At 57.7% G+C, this 16,803-nt stretch carries 20 protein-coding genes; 9 read left to right on the top strand and 11 right to left on the bottom strand.

All coding sequences use genetic code 11. The features are described 5' to 3' along the window. The first annotated feature begins 9 nt into the window (after positions 1 to 9). The 6 genes from EDB95_RS13735 (at position 10) to EDB95_RS13760 (ending at position 6,534) form a co-directional block, all read left to right on the top strand. Positions 10 to 708 (top strand): FkbM family methyltransferase, encoded by a 699-nt coding sequence (locus EDB95_RS13735; protein WP_133994373.1) that lies wholly within the window; start codon positions 10 to 12, stop codon positions 706 to 708. A gap of 47 nt (positions 709 to 755) precedes the next feature. Then, positions 756 to 2,669, top strand: coding sequence for a TonB-dependent receptor (locus tag EDB95_RS13740; RefSeq protein WP_162852589.1), 1,914 nt, complete (start codon positions 756 to 758; stop codon positions 2,667 to 2,669). Positions 2,670 to 2,678: 9 nt separating this feature from the next. Continuing rightward, the gene (locus EDB95_RS13745) at positions 2,679 to 3,839 is read left to right on the top strand and encodes a sigma-54-dependent transcriptional regulator (RefSeq protein WP_133994375.1); all 1,161 of its coding nucleotides are present in this window, start codon (positions 2,679 to 2,681) and stop codon (positions 3,837 to 3,839) included. After that, a complete protein-coding gene (locus EDB95_RS13750) occupies positions 3,836 to 4,474 on the top strand; it encodes an alpha/beta hydrolase (RefSeq protein WP_133994376.1) in 639 nt (212 codons plus the stop codon). Before EDB95_RS13745 ends, EDB95_RS13750 begins: the two co-directional genes overlap by 4 nt. Positions 4,475 to 4,591: 117 nt before the next feature. Further along, on the top strand, positions 4,592 to 6,058 hold the full coding sequence (locus tag EDB95_RS13755; RefSeq protein WP_246073633.1) for a S26 family signal peptidase: 1,467 nt from the start codon (positions 4,592 to 4,594) through the stop codon (positions 6,056 to 6,058). Then, positions 6,058 to 6,534: a cytidine deaminase gene (locus EDB95_RS13760; protein ID WP_133994378.1), complete on the top strand. Its 477-nt coding sequence runs from the start codon at positions 6,058 to 6,060 to the stop codon at positions 6,532 to 6,534. Before EDB95_RS13755 ends, EDB95_RS13760 begins: the two co-directional genes overlap by 1 nt. Here EDB95_RS13760 and EDB95_RS13765 read toward each other — a convergent pair. From EDB95_RS13765 to EDB95_RS13785, 5 genes are all read right to left on the bottom strand, one after another. Then, positions 6,509 to 6,865 carry a VOC family protein gene (locus EDB95_RS13765; protein WP_133994379.1) on the bottom strand — a complete coding sequence of 119 codons (357 nt, stop codon included), beginning with the start codon at positions 6,863 to 6,865 and terminating at the stop codon, positions 6,509 to 6,511. The genes EDB95_RS13760 and EDB95_RS13765 overlap by 26 nt on opposite strands. Next, positions 6,853 to 7,110 carry a TetR/AcrR family transcriptional regulator gene (locus EDB95_RS13770; RefSeq protein WP_162852590.1) on the bottom strand — a complete coding sequence of 86 codons (258 nt, stop codon included), beginning with the start codon at positions 7,108 to 7,110 and terminating at the stop codon, positions 6,853 to 6,855. Before EDB95_RS13770 ends, EDB95_RS13765 begins: the two co-directional genes overlap by 13 nt. 175 nt (positions 7,111 to 7,285) lie before the next feature. After that, positions 7,286 to 8,548 (bottom strand): MFS transporter, encoded by a 1,263-nt coding sequence (locus tag EDB95_RS13775; protein WP_133994381.1) that lies wholly within the window; start codon positions 8,546 to 8,548, stop codon positions 7,286 to 7,288. Next, complete coding sequence (locus tag EDB95_RS13780) at positions 8,545 to 8,973, bottom strand: MarR family winged helix-turn-helix transcriptional regulator (RefSeq protein WP_133994382.1); 429 nt, start codon at positions 8,971 to 8,973, stop codon at positions 8,545 to 8,547. Before EDB95_RS13780 ends, EDB95_RS13775 begins: the two co-directional genes overlap by 4 nt. Positions 8,974 to 9,031: 58 nt before the next feature. Next, entirely contained in the window at positions 9,032 to 9,658 is a 627-nt protein-coding gene (locus EDB95_RS13785) for a hypothetical protein (RefSeq protein ID WP_162852591.1), read from the bottom strand. A gap of 79 nt (positions 9,659 to 9,737) precedes the next feature. On the opposite strand from EDB95_RS13785, the gene EDB95_RS27305 reads away from it, so the two are divergent. Then, positions 9,738 to 10,202 (top strand): DinB family protein, encoded by a 465-nt coding sequence (locus EDB95_RS27305; RefSeq protein ID WP_162852592.1) that lies wholly within the window; start codon positions 9,738 to 9,740, stop codon positions 10,200 to 10,202. 16 nt (positions 10,203 to 10,218) lie between these two features. Further along, complete coding sequence (locus EDB95_RS13795) at positions 10,219 to 12,612, top strand: ABC transporter permease (RefSeq protein ID WP_133994385.1); 2,394 nt, start codon at positions 10,219 to 10,221, stop codon at positions 12,610 to 12,612. Here the strand turns inward: EDB95_RS13795 and EDB95_RS13800 are convergent. From EDB95_RS13800 to EDB95_RS13815, 4 genes are read right to left on the bottom strand one after another with little or no spacing between them, the layout of a single operon-like run. Continuing rightward, a complete protein-coding gene (locus EDB95_RS13800) occupies positions 12,601 to 13,623 on the bottom strand; it encodes a ferredoxin--NADP reductase (RefSeq protein WP_133994386.1) in 1,023 nt (340 codons plus the stop codon). The two genes, EDB95_RS13795 and EDB95_RS13800, sit on opposite strands and share 12 nt — an antisense overlap. A gap of 8 nt (positions 13,624 to 13,631) precedes the next feature. Then, positions 13,632 to 13,964 (bottom strand): macro domain-containing protein, encoded by a 333-nt coding sequence (locus tag EDB95_RS13805; protein ID WP_133994387.1) that lies wholly within the window; start codon positions 13,962 to 13,964, stop codon positions 13,632 to 13,634. 4 nt (positions 13,965 to 13,968) lie between these two features. Continuing rightward, positions 13,969 to 14,454 carry a methylated-DNA--[protein]-cysteine S-methyltransferase gene (locus EDB95_RS13810; protein ID WP_133994388.1) on the bottom strand — a complete coding sequence of 162 codons (486 nt, stop codon included), beginning with the start codon at positions 14,452 to 14,454 and terminating at the stop codon, positions 13,969 to 13,971. Between the two features lie 54 nt (positions 14,455 to 14,508). Further along, positions 14,509 to 14,844, bottom strand: a complete 336-nt coding sequence (locus EDB95_RS13815; protein ID WP_133994389.1) for a tRNA-binding protein — start codon at positions 14,842 to 14,844, stop codon at positions 14,509 to 14,511. A gap of 27 nt (positions 14,845 to 14,871) precedes the next feature. Between EDB95_RS13815 and EDB95_RS13820 the strand changes: the two genes are divergently transcribed. Further along, on the top strand, positions 14,872 to 15,282 hold the full coding sequence (locus EDB95_RS13820) for an OsmC family protein (RefSeq protein WP_133994390.1): 411 nt from the start codon (positions 14,872 to 14,874) through the stop codon (positions 15,280 to 15,282). 49 nt (positions 15,283 to 15,331) lie between these two features. On the opposite strand, the gene EDB95_RS13825 is transcribed toward EDB95_RS13820, so the two are convergent. Next, on the bottom strand, positions 15,332 to 15,844 hold the full coding sequence (locus EDB95_RS13825) for a Dps family protein (protein ID WP_246073636.1): 513 nt from the start codon (positions 15,842 to 15,844) through the stop codon (positions 15,332 to 15,334). 14 nt (positions 15,845 to 15,858) lie between these two features. Further along, positions 15,859 to 16,725 carry a transglutaminase family protein gene (locus EDB95_RS13830; RefSeq protein ID WP_133994391.1) on the bottom strand — a complete coding sequence of 289 codons (867 nt, stop codon included), beginning with the start codon at positions 16,723 to 16,725 and terminating at the stop codon, positions 15,859 to 15,861. Positions 16,726 to 16,803 lie beyond the last annotated feature (78 nt).

Here is a 16,803-nt window from a genome sequence, read left to right on the forward strand (position 1 = left end):
TTAACAGGTATGCTTCAGCCACAAATTAGAAAGCTAAAACGGACGCTTGCTGTTTTTGCCGGTCAGATCACCCCTATAAAAACCGAAGTATCGATTCCTCACGAATGGTATGGGAATGCGTATGGTGGTTTTTTTGTACACCCTGATCTTTTAAACGACCGTTCTGTCGTCTACTCTTTTGGCATAGGAGAAGACGTGTCGTTTGACCTGACGATGATCGAAAAGCACGGGTGCAACGTGTACGGCTTTGATCCTACGCCCAAGTCCATCGAATGGGTGAAACGGCAAACGCTGCCGCCCCAGTTTATTTTTAATCCCTATGGGATCAACGCAGAAACGGGTTTTGTACAGTTCAACCTGCCCAGGAACAAGGAATATGTTTCCGGGAGTATCGAGAAGCACAAAGGCGTGGACGAAAGCGAGCCGATCCTGGTGCCCATGAAGTCCTTTACCGACATCACCCGGGAACTCGGACACCAGCATGTCGACCTGGTCAAGATCGATATTGAAGGGACCGAATACGAAATCATCGACCATATCCTGTCCTCTCCCGTCTCCATCGGCCAGATCCTGATCGAGCTGCACGAACGTTTTTTCCGCGACGGGACGGCAAAGACCGGCAAACTCCTGGAAACGTTGAAACGCCATTCGTATGCTGTATTTGGCGTGTCCGAAACTTTTGAAGAAGTCTCGTTTATAAAGATATGATCCGGGGCATCTACGTCCTCATGATAATGGCCTTGCCTTTGGTGGGCATGGCTCAGAAAGACACGCTCCCCGAGGTCGTTGTCCAGGGCTTTGCGTCCGGTCAGCGGCTGTCCGAAGCCCCCTCGGCCATCGGGTACCTGACGGAGAAAGACCTCCAGCGGACACAAGGTACCTCGCTCCTCCCCGCGATGAATACGATCCCCGGTGTACGGATGGAAGAACGTTCTCCGCAAAGCTACCGGTTATCGATCCGGGGGAGTCTGCTGCGGTCTCCCTTCGGCGTGCGCAACGTCAAGATCTATTGGGACGATATGCCCCTGACCGATGCGGGCGGGAACACATACATCAACGTCCTGGACATGAATACCTTCCAAAGCATCGAGGTGCTCAAGGGCCCGGGGGGCAGCATGTACGGGGCGAATACCGGGGGCGTGGTCCTTTTTCACGGGGATACGTCTACGGGGAGCCGGGTGCAGCTAAGAGGTGGCTCCTACAATCAATGGGGGGAAGATGCGATGGGACAGGCGCGCTATAAGGGACTTTTCAACGCCGCGTTTCAAAGCCACAGCCAGGCGGACGGTTATCGCGATCACAGTGCGTCGCACAAGGATACCTACCAGGACTGGGGCCACATAAAAATCTCGAAAAACGACCAGCTCGACTGGCTGGGGCTATATACCGATCTTTTCTATCAAACCCCCGGAGGGCTCACGGCCGCACAACTGGCGCAAAATCCCAAGGCGGCCCGCCCCAATTCCCCGACGATCCCGGGCGCGGTCCAGCAACAGGCGGCGATCTATGCCCAGACGTGGTTTGCGGGTCTCACCAACCGGTATGATGCCGGGGGCGGGTGGACCAATGCGACGACCGTTTTGGCGTCGGGTACGCATTTTGACAACCCGTTTTTGACTGACTATGAACAGCGAAGAGAGCTCACCCTGGACGCGCTGACGCGCTGGATTTACGACAGGGCTGCGTGGCGGGTCGTCCTGGGGGCTGAATATCAATACACGCGCTCTTTTATACATGACTGGGGAAACAGCCGTGGTACGCCCGACACCACGCAGTCATACAACAAGCTGGAGGCCTTTCAGTTCCTGCCTTATGCTCAGGCTGAATGGCGCTTTGCACCGCGCTGGCTGGTTCAGGCGGGCATGAGTGTCAATACGTTCCAGTATCATTACACGCCGCTTATCATAGGTACGCCTCAGCGGATCAACCTGGACGCCCAGGTCCTGCCGCGGTTGTCGCTCCAATACGTTTTTGTGCCTGGGGTTCTTTCCGTCTACACCACGGTCAGCCAGGGGTATTCGCCACCGACCATTGCGGAGATCTTCCCGGGGACGGCGCTTTTGTACAACCACCTCCAGCCGGAAGAGGGATGGAACTATGAATTCGGAGTAAAAGGATATTTTTTACAAAACCTGCTCCAGGTAACCCTGGCGGCTTACGAATTCAGGCTCCGGCATACCATCACGCCCCGGTATGACAGCGCCGGTCACGCGTACTATGTCAACGCGGGGAATACCAGCCAGAAGGGGGTGGAGGCCCAGGTAACCGCGTGGTTGCATGGGGTAAGGGTGTTCGCTTCCTACGCCCTCCAGGACTACCACTTTACCAACAATACGGAAGTGGGGCACCCGCTGACCGGCGTCCCCGGGAACGTCCTGGTCCTCGGGGCGGATGCCAAAATCAAGTGGGGCGTTTATGTGAACACCACGTTTACGTATACGGACAAACTCCCCCTGGACGACGCCAGCGACGCCTGGGCAGGGTCTTATGACCTGTGGCAGGCGAAACTCGGCTGGGAACGAAAAAAAATTAACGTTTTTGCGGGGATGGACAACATCCTGAACCAGGTCTATAGTTTGGGGAACGACCTCAACGCCGCGGGCGGCCGTTACTATAATACGGCGCCGGGACGGAACGTCTTCGCGGGCTGTTCGGTCAGAATACCCTAAATTTACCCCATGTCCAGCATACTGATCATAGACGATGAAAAGGCCATCCGCAAGACCCTGAGCGAGATTCTTTCTTACGAAGGGTACAAGATCGAGGACGCGGAAAACGGCGAAGAAGGGTTGAAAAAATTCAACGAGAAGACCTACGACTGTGTCCTTTGCGACATCAAGATGCCGAAGGTGGACGGGTTGGAGTTTTTGGAAAAAGCAAAGGCGGCCAACCCGGACGTCCCCGTGATCATGATCTCGGGGCACGGGACCATCGAGACCGCCGTCGAGGCCGTGAAAAAAGGCGCCTTCGACTATGTCAGCAAACCCCCGGACCTGAACCGGCTGCTCATCACCATCCGCAACGCCATGGATCGCCAGACGCTGGTGACCGAAACAAAAGCACTAAAGCGGAAGGTCAAACGCACCCAGGAAATGATCGGCACCTCAGAAGGCATCGTCCGGATCAAGGAAACGATCGAAAAGGTGGCGCCCACCGACGCCCGTGTATTGATCACGGGGGAGAATGGGGTAGGAAAAGAACTGGTGGCGCGGTGGATCCACGAAAAAAGCAACCGCGCCGAGGGCCCGCTCGTCGAGGTCAACTGCGCAGCCATCCCGAGCGAGCTCATCGAAAGCGAGCTCTTCGGACACGAAAAGGGGTCTTTTACCTCGGCGATCAAACAACGCATCGGGAAGTTCGAACAGGCCAATGGGGGTACCCTTTTCCTTGATGAAATCGGTGATATGAGTTTATCGGCCCAGGCCAAGGTACTCCGCGCCCTCCAGGAAGGCAAGATCACCCGCGTGGGTGCCGACAAAGACATCAGCGTAGACGTCCGCGTTATCGCGGCCACCAATAAGGACCTGATGCAGGAAGTCGACGCCAAGACCTTCCGGCTCGACCTCTACCACCGGCTGAGCGTCATTCTGATCCACGTGGCTTCGCTCAACGACCGGAAAGAAGACGTACCGGAGCTGGTCGACTTCTTTTTGCAGGAGATCGCCGGTGAATACAACCAACCCAAAAAGGCCATCGACACCAAGGCGGTGGAAGCCCTGAAAGGATACAACTGGACCGGGAACATCCGCGAGCTGCGCAACGTCGTCGAACGCCTTGTCATCCTGTCCGGCAAAATCATACAAGTCGAGGACGTACACAATTATGTCCTGCCCGGATGACCGTGTATTGCATCAGCGGTCTTGGCGCGGATGCCCGCGTATTTGAACACCTCACCTTACCGGGGCTGGAACTGGTACACCTGCCGTGGCTGCAACCCCTCGCACACGAGCCCATAGCCGCCTACGCGGCGCGCATGACCGCCGCCGTGCGTCACGAAAAACCCATCCTGATGGGGATGTCTTTCGGGGGCATCATGGCCATCGAAATGGCCAAGTACCTCCCGTTGCACCGGCTCTGGCTTATATCGACCGTCAAACAGCGTCGCGAGATGCCCCTGTACATGCGTATGGGCAAGACGCTCCCGCTCCACAAACTTTTCCTGCCGCTGAACCCCCAACGCTGGATGGGGCCGCTGGAAAACTACAACCTGGGGGTCGAGACCCCTGACGAATACGCCATGGTCGCCGAGTACCGCCGCAGCGTGAACACCGCTTACCTGCGCTGGGCCATCAACGCCATCATCAACTGGGAGGCGTCCTCCCCGCCGGGAAAGAGCCTCCATATTCACGGCGGAAAGGACCGGATCTTCCCGGTGGGACTGGCTAAACCGGACCATATTATACCCGGCGCGGGCCACCTGATGGTCCATAACAGGGCGGACCAGGTCAGCCGCCTATTGTTAGCGGACCTTTAAAATCTATATATTTTTGGGTCGAATCGTTACATTTGCCCATTCCAAACGACAAACAACAGCATGGGTTACGTCATATTTATACTCGGACTGATCGGATCACTTTACGGACTCTATGGAATGTTCCGCAAAGCAGGTGTGGACGCATGGAAGGGATTGATCCCCTATTACAACACCTGGATCATGGTCAATCTGATGGGCAAGAAGAAGGTCTGGTTCTGGCTCCAGTTCATTCCCGTGGTGGGCCAGTTCATCACCATTTCCCTGACCATCGAATTCGTCAAACACTTCGGGCGCTATACGCTGATCGAGCACGCCCTTGTTGTCTTTGTCCCCTTTCTTTACCTGCCCTACGTTGGGTTTAGCAAGAACATCCACTACATCGGCCCCGAGAAGGTCAAGCTGTACAAAAAGTCCGTGGTCCGCGAATGGATCGACGCCGCGGTCTTTGCCATCGTAGCCGCCACCATCATCCGGACCTTTGTATTCGAGGCCTACGTGATCCCCACGCCCTCGATGGAAAAGACCCTGCTGGTAAACGACTTCCTGTTCGTGAGCAAATTCAGCTACGGCCCCCGGATCCCCGAGACGCCGCTGAGCTTTCCTTTTGTGCACAATACCATGCCCGTCACCGACGGCAAGTCCTACCTGGAATGGGTCCACTGGCCCTATTACCGCGTATTTCCCCGCCCCGTGGAGCGCGGTGACGTCGTGGTCTTTAACTTTCCGGTGGGCGATACCGTGATCGACCTCCCCAACTACCAATCCATCCGGACCTATTATTCCGCCGTCCGCGATCTGGGCCGTAATACCATCCTGAACGACCCCGACAGCTATCCCCTCATCACCCGTCCCGTCGACAAACAGGAAAACTTTATCAAACGCTGCACCGGCATCGCCGGCGACACCCTGAGTGTCCGTCACGGCCATGTCTTTATCAACAGCGTCGACCAGGGCCTGCCCCCCGAGTCCGAGATGTACTACCACGTCGCGACCAACGGCAAACCCATCCCCGACGACTTTATCGAACAAGACCTCCGCATCGACCTGGAGAGCGACACCGCCGCGGGCAATACCAACGGCGGCAACTATAACTACGAGGGCAACGGCAGCTACTTTATCAACCTCACGCCCTCCATGGTGGACGACGTGAAACACCTGCCCATGGTCACCTCGGTCGTCCTCGACGAACGCATCAACGACTCCACCGACCTGTTCCCGTACGACCGCGCCCACTGCCGCTGGTACCGCGACAACTACGGCCCGGTCTGGATCCCCGCGAAGGGCGCCACCATCACCCTCACCCCCGCCAACATCGCCCTCTACTACCGCGTCATTTCCGTATATGAGCACAATGACCTGGAGGTGAAAAACGGGCAAATCACCATCAACGGCAAGGCCACCGACACCTACACCTTCAAGATGAACTATTACTGGATGATGGGGGACAACCGTCACAACTCCCTCGACTCCCGTTACTGGGGCTTCGTGCCGGAGGACCACGTGGTTGGCCGCGCGTCCATGATCTGGATGAGCTATGGGCCCGGGGGGCTAAGGTGGAAAAGGATTATGCGGATGATACACTAATGGCTACGCGCGACTTTCACCTGTCTTATACCGTCTACGACTCGGTCGACGCGCTTCCTTCGGAGGACGCTGCGCTGATGCGCGCCGCCCTAGACGCCACACGGCTGTCCTACGCGCCCTATTCGCGGTTCCGTGTAGGCGCCGCCGCGCGGATGCAATCCGGTGCCATTGTTTCCGGGTCCAACCAGGAGAATGCGTCTTATCCTGTCGGTATCTGCGCCGAGCGCACCCTTCTGTCCGTGGCGTCCACGCTGTATCCCGGCGAACCCATCGACACCCTGGCCGTCACGGCCGCGGGCAGCCGCGAACCCATCAGTCCCTGCGGCATCTGCCGCCAGTCCCTCCTGGAGTTCCAGGGTCGCACCGGGCGGCCTCTCCGCTTGCTCATGGGCGGGGAATTTGGTCCCGTATGGGTCGTGGAAGATGCGCGGGGGTTGTTACCGCTGGCGTTTACAACGGACAACTTACTTCCGTAAGGATGTTGCCCGGGATGTGGAAATAAAAGCCATACGAGTCCCGGATCTTACGCGGTGCTTCTCCTGCGAAGCCCGCCTGCGCCAGTTTTTGGTAGGTGTCGTCCACTTCGCTTTGGGTCTTTACGATAAAGCCGAAGTGAAAGTCTTTGGGATAGGCCTCCGTTTGTTTTTGCGTGGTGAGCACCACGCACTGATTGCCTTCGCCCCTCAGCACGGCGATGACGTTGTCCCCTTTTATGGTTTTGCAGGTAAAGCCAAAGAATTCTTCGAATACCGCTTTTGTCGCCGCTACATCCGGCACCGAAAGGCTCAGATGATTCAGTTGTAACATTTTTCCAACCCCATGTCCGGGCGGAACAACCGCAGGGCCGCTCCGGTTTCCATCCCCACCGCGTGTCCAAAGCACCGTAAAAGGAGCTCGTCCTTGTCCTGGTAATAGGTATAGATGCTTCCCACCGACAGACCGGCTTCCCGCGCCAGCTTTTGCATGCTAAACCCGGTAAAGCCCTCCCTGACGAGTACTTCTATCGCCTTGTTTTGCAGGAGGAACCATTTTTGGGTGTCGTACGGGCGCATGCGGGGAGTCCTTTTTTTTGCAAAAATAATTGAATGAACGTTCATTCAATTAAAAAAAAGGAAAATTTACCTGGGGGTGGGTGTACCTTCAAAAGCGCGCGGTAGCGCGGCTATGTCGCCGGGTGCCGTCGCCACGCCATCGGAGGCCATGACCAAAGCGGCCTGGTGCCGCCGCTCACGCGGCAGCGCCTTCGGCGGCCGCCGCAAGCGTCGCCCTCTGCTCCCGCTCCAGCCGCGCCTTCCGCACATAGTAGGAAAACACGAGGGCAATGACGACGGCGATCATCCCTTCCGCCAGGATCGTCCGCGGCGTCCCGATCACCTGCGAGACACTCCCGATGAGGAGGCTCCCCAGGGGCTGCATCCCGAAAAAGGACATGGCAAAAAAACTGATGACCCTGCCGCGCATCTGGGGCGCGGCCTTTGTCTGGAGCAGGGTGTTGGTGACGGTCGTCTGGGACATCATGCCAAAACCCGAAGCGGTCATACAGGCGAGGGCGAGGGGGTAGTTGGTCATGTAGGAAAAAGCAATGAGCCCGAAGCCAAAGATGGCGGTGTTGATGAGGAGGATGCGCCGGAGGTTGCTGCCGGTGGGGACGGAGGCAAGGAAAATGGCCCCGCCAAGGGCGCCGATGCCGATAAAGGAGTCGATGATCCCAAAGGTGGAGGCGGTGCCGTGGAAGATCACCTTGGCGTATACGGGCAGCAACGTATTGAAAGGAAGCACGAGTAAGCTCATCAGCGCCAGCATAAGGATGAGGGAGGCGAGCTCGCGGTGGGTGACGAGGTAGCGAAGACCGTCCTTCATGTCGGCAAAGGAGTTTTGCGTACGGGGTTTGCGCACGTAGGGGGGAAGTTTCATGAGCAACAAGGAACTGATCACCGCCACGAAGCTGAGGGCGTTCAACAAAAAACACGTCGCGCCGCCGAGCTTTTCGAGCACAAAACCCGCGATGGCGGGGCCGATCAGGCGGGAGAGGTTGACCATGGAAGAGTTGAGCGCGAGGGCGTTGGGGAGGTCTTCCTTGTCGGCAATCATTTCATAAACGAGGGCCTGGCGGGCGGGGACGTCAAAAGCATTGATGACGCCGAGCACGGTGCCCAGGGAAATAATGACCCATACGCTGAGGTGATCGCCCTCGACAAAAACGAGGAGGGCCAGGACGAGGGACTGGAGCATGGACGCGACCTGTGTGCCTAGGAGGACGCGGAAGCGGTTGTAGCGGTCGGACACCACGCCCCCCGCGAGGGAGAGCAGGAAGGACGGGAACTGGGTGGCAAAAAGGGTGACCCCGAGCATAAAGGTGGAGTGGGTCACGATGTATACGATCCAACTGACGGCGGTGCGTTGCATCCAGGTCCCGATGAGGGAGATGGACTGGCCCACGAAATAAAGACGGTAGTTGCGGCTTCGAAAAGCCCTAAAGGTGTTGATCATCCTATCAATTTATTCAAAATGTCTATGGCCTCGGTAAGGGTTTGTTTTTCCCGGGCGGTCAATTTCTCGGTGATCGACCGCGCGAGCCATTCCTGTTTTTCCTGCAATCGCTGACGGACGCCGCGTTTCCCGGTCTCGGTCAGGGTGACGATGACCTTGCGCCGGTCTTCTTCGGAAGGGGTCCTGTTGATCAGACCGAGTTCCAACAGTCGGTTGAGCACCTGGGAGATGGCCTGGGTGCTGACCTTTTCGATGGTCGCGAGCTCGCCGGGGAGGATGTCGCCGTGTTCGTGGATCCGCGACAGGGTCGCGCGCTCGGTGAGGGAGAGGAGGTCGTCGTTGCGCGTCTGTTTGCGCAAGAGCTTGACCAGCCGGGATACTTGCGATCGAAGGCCGGCCGCCAGGTCAACATCGGATAGCGGCATTTATGTAAGTTATTTTGCAAAGTTACTTACATAAATGGAAACCGCCAACATCAGGGTACTAGTCGATCGCGGCGTCGGTGTAGCCAATCTGTCCGTCGGCATCCCGTACCCATATATAAGGGTACTGGTAAAATCCATGGATCACCCAGGCCTTGGTGAGGGGATACCCGGAACTGGGGGGACCGAGGAAAAAGACAGAAGGGACGTAGGCCAGGTTGGCGGTCAGGTTGGAATCGGCGTAGTGGACGTCCGGGTTGGTATACCCGTTCTTCACCAGCGGGGCGGCCAGGAAATCCGCCCGGAGTTGGGCGAGGGATTGGTGTCCGCTGGTGTCGTTGTCGGCGGCAACAAGGTTGGTATCGGTATAGCTGGCCGGTCTTTGCAATACGCCCGCCTTGAAATACAGGTTGGTTTGCGCTACGGCGACGGGCAGCCCGTTGAGATAGATATGGGCGATCGCGACGAGGAGCGGTGAGTCCTGGTAAAACATAAAGAACTGCTGGTTCACCATGGAGACCCCGTTTGCCTGGCAAAGGGCCGCTATGGAATCCAGGGCGGACGCGCCCAGCAAGGTGTCGGTCAGCCGGGGTTGCACACGGACGATGGTCCCCGTCCCGGAGGGGGTATTGTCGTGGTGTTTGCGGCAGGCGGCCAGCAGCAGGAGGACCCAGATATATTTACGCATACTTTGGCATGACAAAAGACATCCCCGGAGCGTTGCAAGCATCCGGGGGGTATTTTTGTGGTACCAAAACCGCTCCATCATGAAACAACACTTCCTCCGCTTATTCGACTACGACCACGTCGCCAATGGGCTTATCGTCACCGCCCTCCGGGACGCGCCCCCGACGGGGAACGACCGGCCCCAGGTCCTCATGGCGCACCTCCTGGCGTCTTCGTATTCCTGGCTGCTCCGCTGTCAGGGTAAGTCATCCCTGTCCGTGGACCTTTGGCCAAAACCGCACTGGGGGGAGATGGAAAGCCTGAAGGAGTCAAATGCACAAGGGTGGAAGGCCTACCTGGAATCCACCACGGACTTTGAAGAAAAACTCACGTATCAGAACCAGTCCGGGAAAACGTATACCAATGTAGTCGGTGACCTACTCGCCCACGTCATCAACCACGGTACGCACCACCGCGCCCAGATCGGACAGTTGCTCAAGGAAGGGGGGCTGGCGCATCTTCCGGTGACGGACTATATCGCCTACCTTCGGTTGAAGGGGTTGTAGTATCTTTAAGCCGGCTATGTTCAAGACATATTTCCTCACTTCCTGGAGACACTTGCTCAGGAACAAGGGGTATGCGATCATCAACGTCCTGGGGCTTACCCTGGGGATCGCCTGCTCCATCCTGATTTTTGTGTTGATCCGTTACCACTCCAGCTTTGATACGTTTCACCCGGAAGCGGACAGGATCTATCGTATCATCACCGAATTTCACGACGAAGGCGTTACCCGGAACGCCGCCGTGCCCATACCCCTCGGCAAAGCCTTCCGCAACGACTATGTATATGCCGAAAAGGTGGCCCGGGTCGTGTTTTATCCCAACACCCTGGTGGCCCTGCCCGGGCGGGCACCCTTGCGGAAATTCCAGGAGCAAAACGGGGTGGCTTTTGCGGAGCCGGAGTACTTTGACATTTTTAATTTTCCCACCGTCGAAGGAAGCGCCCGCGCGGCCATGTCCGATCCGTATGGAGCCCTGATCACCCAAACGCTGGCGCGCAAATATTTTGGCAAGGAAGAAGCGGTGGGGCAGCGGCTCCGGTTTAACAACCAGACCGACTATGTCGTCCGCGGGGTGTTGAAGGACCTGCCCGGCAATACCGACCGCCGGCAGGAGATCTACCTGAGCTGGGCCAGCTATAAGGATTACCAGCCGTACCTGGCGAGCGACAGCAGTTGGGGCGCGGTGTATGGCGGTTCGAACTGCTTTATCCGGCTCAAACCCGGGGTGACGCCGGCGCAGGTGGAGGGGGCGTTTCCGGCGCTTAGCCGTAAGTACTACAGCCCCGACGACGCCAGGATTTACCAGTTCAGGCTCCAGCCGATCCGGGACGTCCACTTCAATACCGACCTGGACGGGACCGCCGACCGCCGGTACCTCTGGGCGGCGGGTTTTATCGGGCTTTTCCTGATCGTTACCGCCAGCATCAACTTTATCAACCTGGCCACGGCCCAGGCGCTCATCCGCTCCCGGGAAGTGGGTGTCCGGAAGGTCCTGGGCAGCGAACCCCTGGACGTGTTCCGGCAGTTTATGCTGGAGACCGGTTTGATCACCTTTGCGGCCCTCCTGCTGGCGGTGGGGCTGGCCTATCTCGGGTTGCCGACCCTCAACCGGTTGCTCAAGGTCCATATCGACATGAACCTTTTTGGTTCCTGGACCCTGGGCGCGTACCTGTTGCTGATCCTGGCGGTCGTTGTGCTGCTCGCCGGTTCGTATCCGGGGTTTGTCCTGGCCCGTTTTCAGCCCATCCCGGCGCTCAAGGGCAAACTCGATCAAAAGCATATCGGCGGTTTTTCCCTGAGACGCGTGCTGGTTGTTTTCCAGTTTTCCATCTCCCAGCTCCTCATCATCGGTTGTCTTGTCATCGCGCGGCAGATCTGGTATTCCGAACACGCCGACCTGGGTTTTGTAAAAGACGGCGTGGTGACGGTACCCCTGCCCGTTAGCGACCCCGTCAAGGCGCGGACCCTTCGGGAGCGTTTCCTCGACATCCCGGGGGTGGAAAGGGTGTCGCTTTGCTTTCAACCGCCGGCGTCCGCCGCAAACAACGCCACCGACATCACGCTCGCGGGCCGGCCCAAACCGGAGAACTGGGCCGTCAGCCAGAAATACGCCGACGACCAGTACGTCCCTCTTTTCGGGCTCAAGCTGGTGGCGGGGCGCAACCTTTTTCCCTCGGACACGGTCGATGGATTTGTGATCAATGTCACCACGGTCAACAAGCTCCAGGCCGGCACCCCGGCGGAGCTCATCGGTCACCAGCTCACCGTGGACGGCACCGTTAAGGCGCCGATCGTGGGCGTCGTCAAAGACTTCAACAGCCTGTCCTTCTACGGGGACATGGCGCCGGTCGTCGTATACACCCATCCCCGGGACTACCGGACCTGCGCCCTCCTCCTGCGCACCGGCCACGTCGCGCCCGTCCTGGCCTCCATGGAGCGCATCTGGAACGACACCTACCCGGAGTACGTCTACAGCCACCAGTTCCTGGACGAGCGCATCGCCCGTTTTTACGAGCTCGACGACATGCTCCTGACCCTGATCGAATTCTTTGCGGGCATCGCCATCTTTATCGGTTGTCTTGGTCTCTACGGCCTCGTCTCCTTTATGGCCGTACGGAAAACAAAGGAAATCGGCGTCCGCAAGGTCCTTGGCGCCGGCACCCCCCAGATCCTCTGGTTGTTCGGCCGGGAACTTAGCCGCCTGATCGGGATCGCCTTCCTGCTCGCCGCGCCCACCGGCTGGTGGTTTATGCACCGCTACCTGGAATCCTTCCGGTACCGCATCACCATCGGGTGGAGTGTGTTTGTCCCCGCGCTGGCCGGGACGCTGGTCATCGCCGCGTTGACCGTGGGGTATCGCTCCTGGAAGGCGTCGTCTGTGAAGCCGGTGGAAAATCTGCGGTCAACCGAGTAGTTCCACGTCCGTCGCCGCATAGCCCGTACACGTCAACACCCAGCCCTCCGCCATGTCTTTGTCCGTGAGCACGTCGTTGATGCTCATCACGACTTTGCCGCTGGTGCAGCGCGCCGCGCAGGCCGAGCAGCGCCCGCCCCGGCAACTGTAGGGGTAAGGAATGCCCTGGTCCAGGGCCGCCTGCAGGAGGTTGGTGGGGTAGGTAACGGTAAACTCGTGCACAACGCCTTTCCAGTGAAGCCTTATGGTTCGCGGAGTTGCCTCCACCAACTGCGGAGGGTGGGGGACCGGGTCCACCGTAAAGTGCTCCTGCCGGAACTGTTCCGGCGCAAACCCCATCAGCCGCAGCGTAAACCGCGCCATCCGCATCAGCGCCTCGGGACCGCAGCAATAAAAGACCGCGTCTTTCGGGTCGTGCCGCAACAGGCCGCGGACGAGCGTTTCGAGGTTGGCGTTGTTGAGCCGCCGGGGGAGGATGTTGTGGGCGTGGGGGGAGCTGAGCAGGGAGATACGCGTGAGACGCGGGGCGCTCCCCGCGCCGCGTTCCAGCGCTTCGAGCTCCTGCGCAAAGATCACATCCTCCTCCGAATGGTTCTGATCAATCAGCCACACATGGCTCTGCGGCTCTTCGCGCAGCGCCTGGCGAATCAGCGGCAGTATGGGGGCGATGCCGCTCCCGGCGGCGATAAAACCGATGTCGCGCAGGGCAGCGGCTGCCTCGAACGTAAACCTCCCCGCCGGCGGCAAGGCCGAAATCGTATCCCCCACGCGCAAGCGATCCTGCAAAAAACGGCTAATCTCCCCATTAGGCTTCCGCTTCACGGTAATCGCGTAAAAAGGATCCCCCGGCGAAGAAGTGAGGGAAAAAGACCTCCGGACCTCCCGCCCATAGTGATCCACGAGCAGCGTCAGAAACTGACCGGGCGCATACGGCACAGCGGGCCCCTCCAAAAGGAATGTAACGGTATCGTGGGTTTCGGAACGTCGGCCGGCGACACGAAGGAGGATCATCCCCAAATTTACGGGATATTGATCACGCGGTTCTCCCCGCCGAGCATGGCTTTATACAGTTTGTAATTTTCCGTGTCCCAGCAGGCAAAGATCACCTCCGAAAAGGTGCCCGGGTTTTCGGAAAGGAAGTCGCGGACGGTTTTGAGGGCGACCTCTGCGGCACCAGAGGGGTTGTTCCCAAAGCTCACGCAGGGGAATGCGATGGAGCGGGCGTTGTCGGATTTGGCCCGCAGCAGGGCCTTGCGATAGGCGGTGGCGGTGTCTTCGGTAAGGTCCAGGGCTTTGGCATCCACGTTGAGCTGGCGGATGTCCCCCTGTAAGACGACAAGTTGGGTTTGCATGACTTTAGAATAATGTTTGGACCCCATGGGCGATTTTGTTCTCGTGTTCCAGTAACCAGCGTTTCCTCCACAAGCCGCCCCCATAGCCAACCAGGTCATTTCTGGCCCCGATCACACGGTGACAGGGGAGCACGATCGCAATCTTGTTTTTCCCGTTGGTCGTTCCCACCGCCCGGACGGCTTTGGGGTCTCCGACCCGTTTAGCCAGATCCATATAGGTGATGGTCCGTCCGTAGGGAATGCCCATCAGTTCTCCCCAGACCCGTTGCTGAAATTCGGAGCCTTCCTGGTGCACCGGGAGGTCGAATGTCCTCCTGAGCCCCTGGAAGTATTCCATGAGTTGCTCCTGGCAGTTTTGCAGCAAAGGGTTAAGATGAACCCGCGCGTCCGGCGGCAAGGCATCGAGGTAGTATATCTCACTGATATAGTGCTCGGTGCCACCGAGGCGCAGGATCCCCACCGGGGAATGATAATAGGCAACGTAGGTCATTGGACTCGATAAAATCGCAATAGTTTAATACGCGCCCCGAAGGGGCGCGGGGGTTTAACCGATTTTGCACCCATTCTCCATCGCCCGGTCCGGCTGCAAGAGGACCACCTGCCCACCGGTGTCGTATACCCCCAGGACCAGGCATTCGCTCATAAAGCCCGCGATCCGTTTGGGGGGCAGGTTGACCAGCCCGATGACCTGGCGCCCCACCAGGTCGTCGGGGGCATAATAGGCGGTGATCTGTGCGCTGGACCGTTTGACGCCCAACGGGCCAAAATCCACTTCGAGCTGGTAGGCCGGTTTGCGTGCTTCGGGGAAGACGCGCGCCGCGGTCACGGTACCGACCCGGATGTCCAGTTTTTCAAATTCGGCTGGCAGAATTGTTTCCATATCTTTGAACAAATAACAATAGCACTTATGACACGCACAGCTACCGCCGTATGGCTTGGTTCCGGCAAGGACGGCAAGGGCACGCTCGATACGCAAAGCGGCACCCTGCACCAAACGCAGTTTTCTTACAAATCCCGCTTTGAAGATGGTGTCGGGACCAATCCCGAAGAGCTGGTGGCCGCCGCCCACTCGGGTTGCTTCACCATGAAGCTCAGCTTCGTCATCGGGTCCATGGGCCTCACGCCCGAGTCCCTGGAGACGTCTGCCGCGGTAACCCTCGACAACGGGACCATCACTTCTTCCCGCCTCGTCCTGAAGGCCAAGGTGCCCGGGATGACCAAGGAACAATTCGACACGGCGGTGAAGGACGCCAAGGAGAATTGCCCCATCTCAAAGTTACTGAATACCGAGATCACCCTGGATGCAACCTTGTACTAGCCGCCAGCGGGCATAAAAAAAGGGGCTAGTCGACTAGCCCCTTTTTTTTTTAGCCCAGATAAGCTCGTAGGAACCACGCCCATTTCTCGTGTTCCTTCATCACCCCGATCAGGAAGTCATTCGACCCGGCGTCCCGATATTTGTCCGCTATTTCGTCCACGTGTTCGCGGATAAAACGGGTGATCGTCTCATGGTCGTCGAGCAGGTTCTTTTGTTGCTCGCGGGGATCTTTTGTGTATTCCCCTTCTTCGAGGTGGGATAATTCGATAAAGTCCTTCAAACGGCCTTCGGCAAAGTGTCCGATTTTACGGACGCGTTCGGCCACGTCGTCGATCTGGTCGGCGATGGCTTCGTACATGCTTTCATAGAACTTGTGCAGTTCCATAAAGCTGGGGCCTTCCACGTTCCAATGGTAGTTCCGGATCTTGGCGTAGAGAACCTGTTCGTCCGACAGGAGCGTGTTCAGGATCAGGGCGACCGCTTCGGAATTTTTGGGAAGGATGCCTGTGTTGGCAGACACAGTGGGGTGGTGCTTTTCCACAACGGAGGTGTTGGTGCTCATATAAAATTGCAATTTTAGTCTCCGAGGAGCTGCGACAATTGCGCCAGCTCGGCTTGCTTGTAAGGCTGGCTCCCAAAACACTTGGAGAGCTCTTCGGTCAGCAATTGAATCGTACGCTTGGGCGTGAGGGGTTTGTAATACGTGGGTATGGGGGGGACGGAAATGCGTTTGAAGTAGGTTTCCACGTCCTTGTGCGTAAATACCTGACCCGTCATGGGGTCAAGGAAAAACTGGATCTTATGGGCCGGGTTCCCGCCCGCGTGCAGGACGTCGTAGTTGGGGTCGAAATACCCCAGGATAAACTGCCGGGGAATATTCACCGGGAGGACGTTGATGTCCAATAACTGGCAAAGGGCGGCGTAGAGGATACCCGTGGAAATCGCGTTGCCTTTCTTCGATTCGATGACCTTGTGGAGAAAGAACTCGTCCGGGTTCGTGTAGGCGACCTCGGTACCCTTTAGCTTATAATAGTTGTAGAGAATACCGTTAATGATGTTGACTTGTTCAAGCGGCGTCAGGTAGTTGTTCAACTCCAGCCAGATGTTCCGGCGCATCCGTTCCAGCTCCTGGGTGATCCCGTTAAAAGACACCTCGGGGTACTGGTAGCGGTCGATCAGCAACGCTCCTTGTAATAGCTCAGGGTTTTCGAGCTTGCCCCAATCCGAGAGGTTTGTTTTCAGGTCCCGGTAGTGCAGGCTATGGATGAGGAGCTCTATCCGTTCCTGGGTCGTTTCATCCGGGGTGTTCTCCCAAAGATTCTCCAGGTTGGGGATGATGCCTTTTCCATAGGACACAATCCGCTCGCTTACCGTCGAGAACACTTCTTCATCCGGATCGTCTATGAGGTGCAACAGGGCGTTTATTTCTTTTGTCTCTCTCATGTAATCCTAAATTAGCAAAAGCTATTTAATTTTTGTCCAAACCTATGGTTAATGTGCAAAAAAAAGACCCCTTTGAAG

Source organism: Dinghuibacter silviterrae (assembly GCF_004366355.1).
Lineage (GTDB): Bacteria > Bacteroidota > Bacteroidia > Chitinophagales > Chitinophagaceae > Dinghuibacter > Dinghuibacter silviterrae.

Coding starts and splice junctions, on each gene's coding strand:
- EDB95_RS13780 (WP_133994382.1), bottom strand. CDS start 8,973: ATGCCGCTATCCGATGTTGACCTGGCGGCCGGCCTTCGATCGCAAGTA.
- EDB95_RS13810 (WP_133994388.1), bottom strand. CDS start 14,454: ATGACCTACGTTGCCTATTATCATTCCCCGGTGGGGATCCTGCGCCTC.
- EDB95_RS13795 (WP_133994385.1), top strand. CDS start 10,219: ATGTTCAAGACATATTTCCTCACTTCCTGGAGACACTTGCTCAGGAAC.
- EDB95_RS13745 (WP_133994375.1), top strand. CDS start 2,679: ATGTCCAGCATACTGATCATAGACGATGAAAAGGCCATCCGCAAGACC.
- EDB95_RS13820 (WP_133994390.1), top strand. CDS start 14,872: ATGACACGCACAGCTACCGCCGTATGGCTTGGTTCCGGCAAGGACGGC.
- EDB95_RS13765 (WP_133994379.1), bottom strand. CDS start 6,865: ATGTTACAACTGAATCATCTGAGCCTTTCGGTGCCGGATGTAGCGGCG.
- EDB95_RS13770 (WP_162852590.1), bottom strand. CDS start 7,110: ATGCGCCCGTACGACACCCAAAAATGGTTCCTCCTGCAAAACAAGGCG.
- EDB95_RS13825 (WP_246073636.1), bottom strand. CDS start 15,844: ATGAGCACCAACACCTCCGTTGTGGAAAAGCACCACCCCACTGTGTCT.
- EDB95_RS13805 (WP_133994387.1), bottom strand. CDS start 13,964: ATGCAAACCCAACTTGTCGTCTTACAGGGGGACATCCGCCAGCTCAAC.
- EDB95_RS13755 (WP_246073633.1), top strand. CDS start 4,592: ATGTTCCGCAAAGCAGGTGTGGACGCATGGAAGGGATTGATCCCCTAT.
- EDB95_RS13750 (WP_133994376.1), top strand. CDS start 3,836: ATGACCGTGTATTGCATCAGCGGTCTTGGCGCGGATGCCCGCGTATTT.
- EDB95_RS13740 (WP_162852589.1), top strand. CDS start 756: ATGGCTCAGAAAGACACGCTCCCCGAGGTCGTTGTCCAGGGCTTTGCG.
- EDB95_RS13735 (WP_133994373.1), top strand. CDS start 10: ATGCTTCAGCCACAAATTAGAAAGCTAAAACGGACGCTTGCTGTTTTT.
- EDB95_RS27305 (WP_162852592.1), top strand. CDS start 9,738: ATGAAACAACACTTCCTCCGCTTATTCGACTACGACCACGTCGCCAAT.
- EDB95_RS13800 (WP_133994386.1), bottom strand. CDS start 13,623: ATGATCCTCCTTCGTGTCGCCGGCCGACGTTCCGAAACCCACGATACC.
- EDB95_RS13830 (WP_133994391.1), bottom strand. CDS start 16,725: ATGAGAGAGACAAAAGAAATAAACGCCCTGTTGCACCTCATAGACGAT.
- EDB95_RS13815 (WP_133994389.1), bottom strand. CDS start 14,844: ATGGAAACAATTCTGCCAGCCGAATTTGAAAAACTGGACATCCGGGTC.
- EDB95_RS13775 (WP_133994381.1), bottom strand. CDS start 8,548: ATGATCAACACCTTTAGGGCTTTTCGAAGCCGCAACTACCGTCTTTAT.
- EDB95_RS13760 (WP_133994378.1), top strand. CDS start 6,058: ATGGCTACGCGCGACTTTCACCTGTCTTATACCGTCTACGACTCGGTC.
- EDB95_RS13785 (WP_162852591.1), bottom strand. CDS start 9,658: ATGCGTAAATATATCTGGGTCCTCCTGCTGCTGGCCGCCTGCCGCAAA.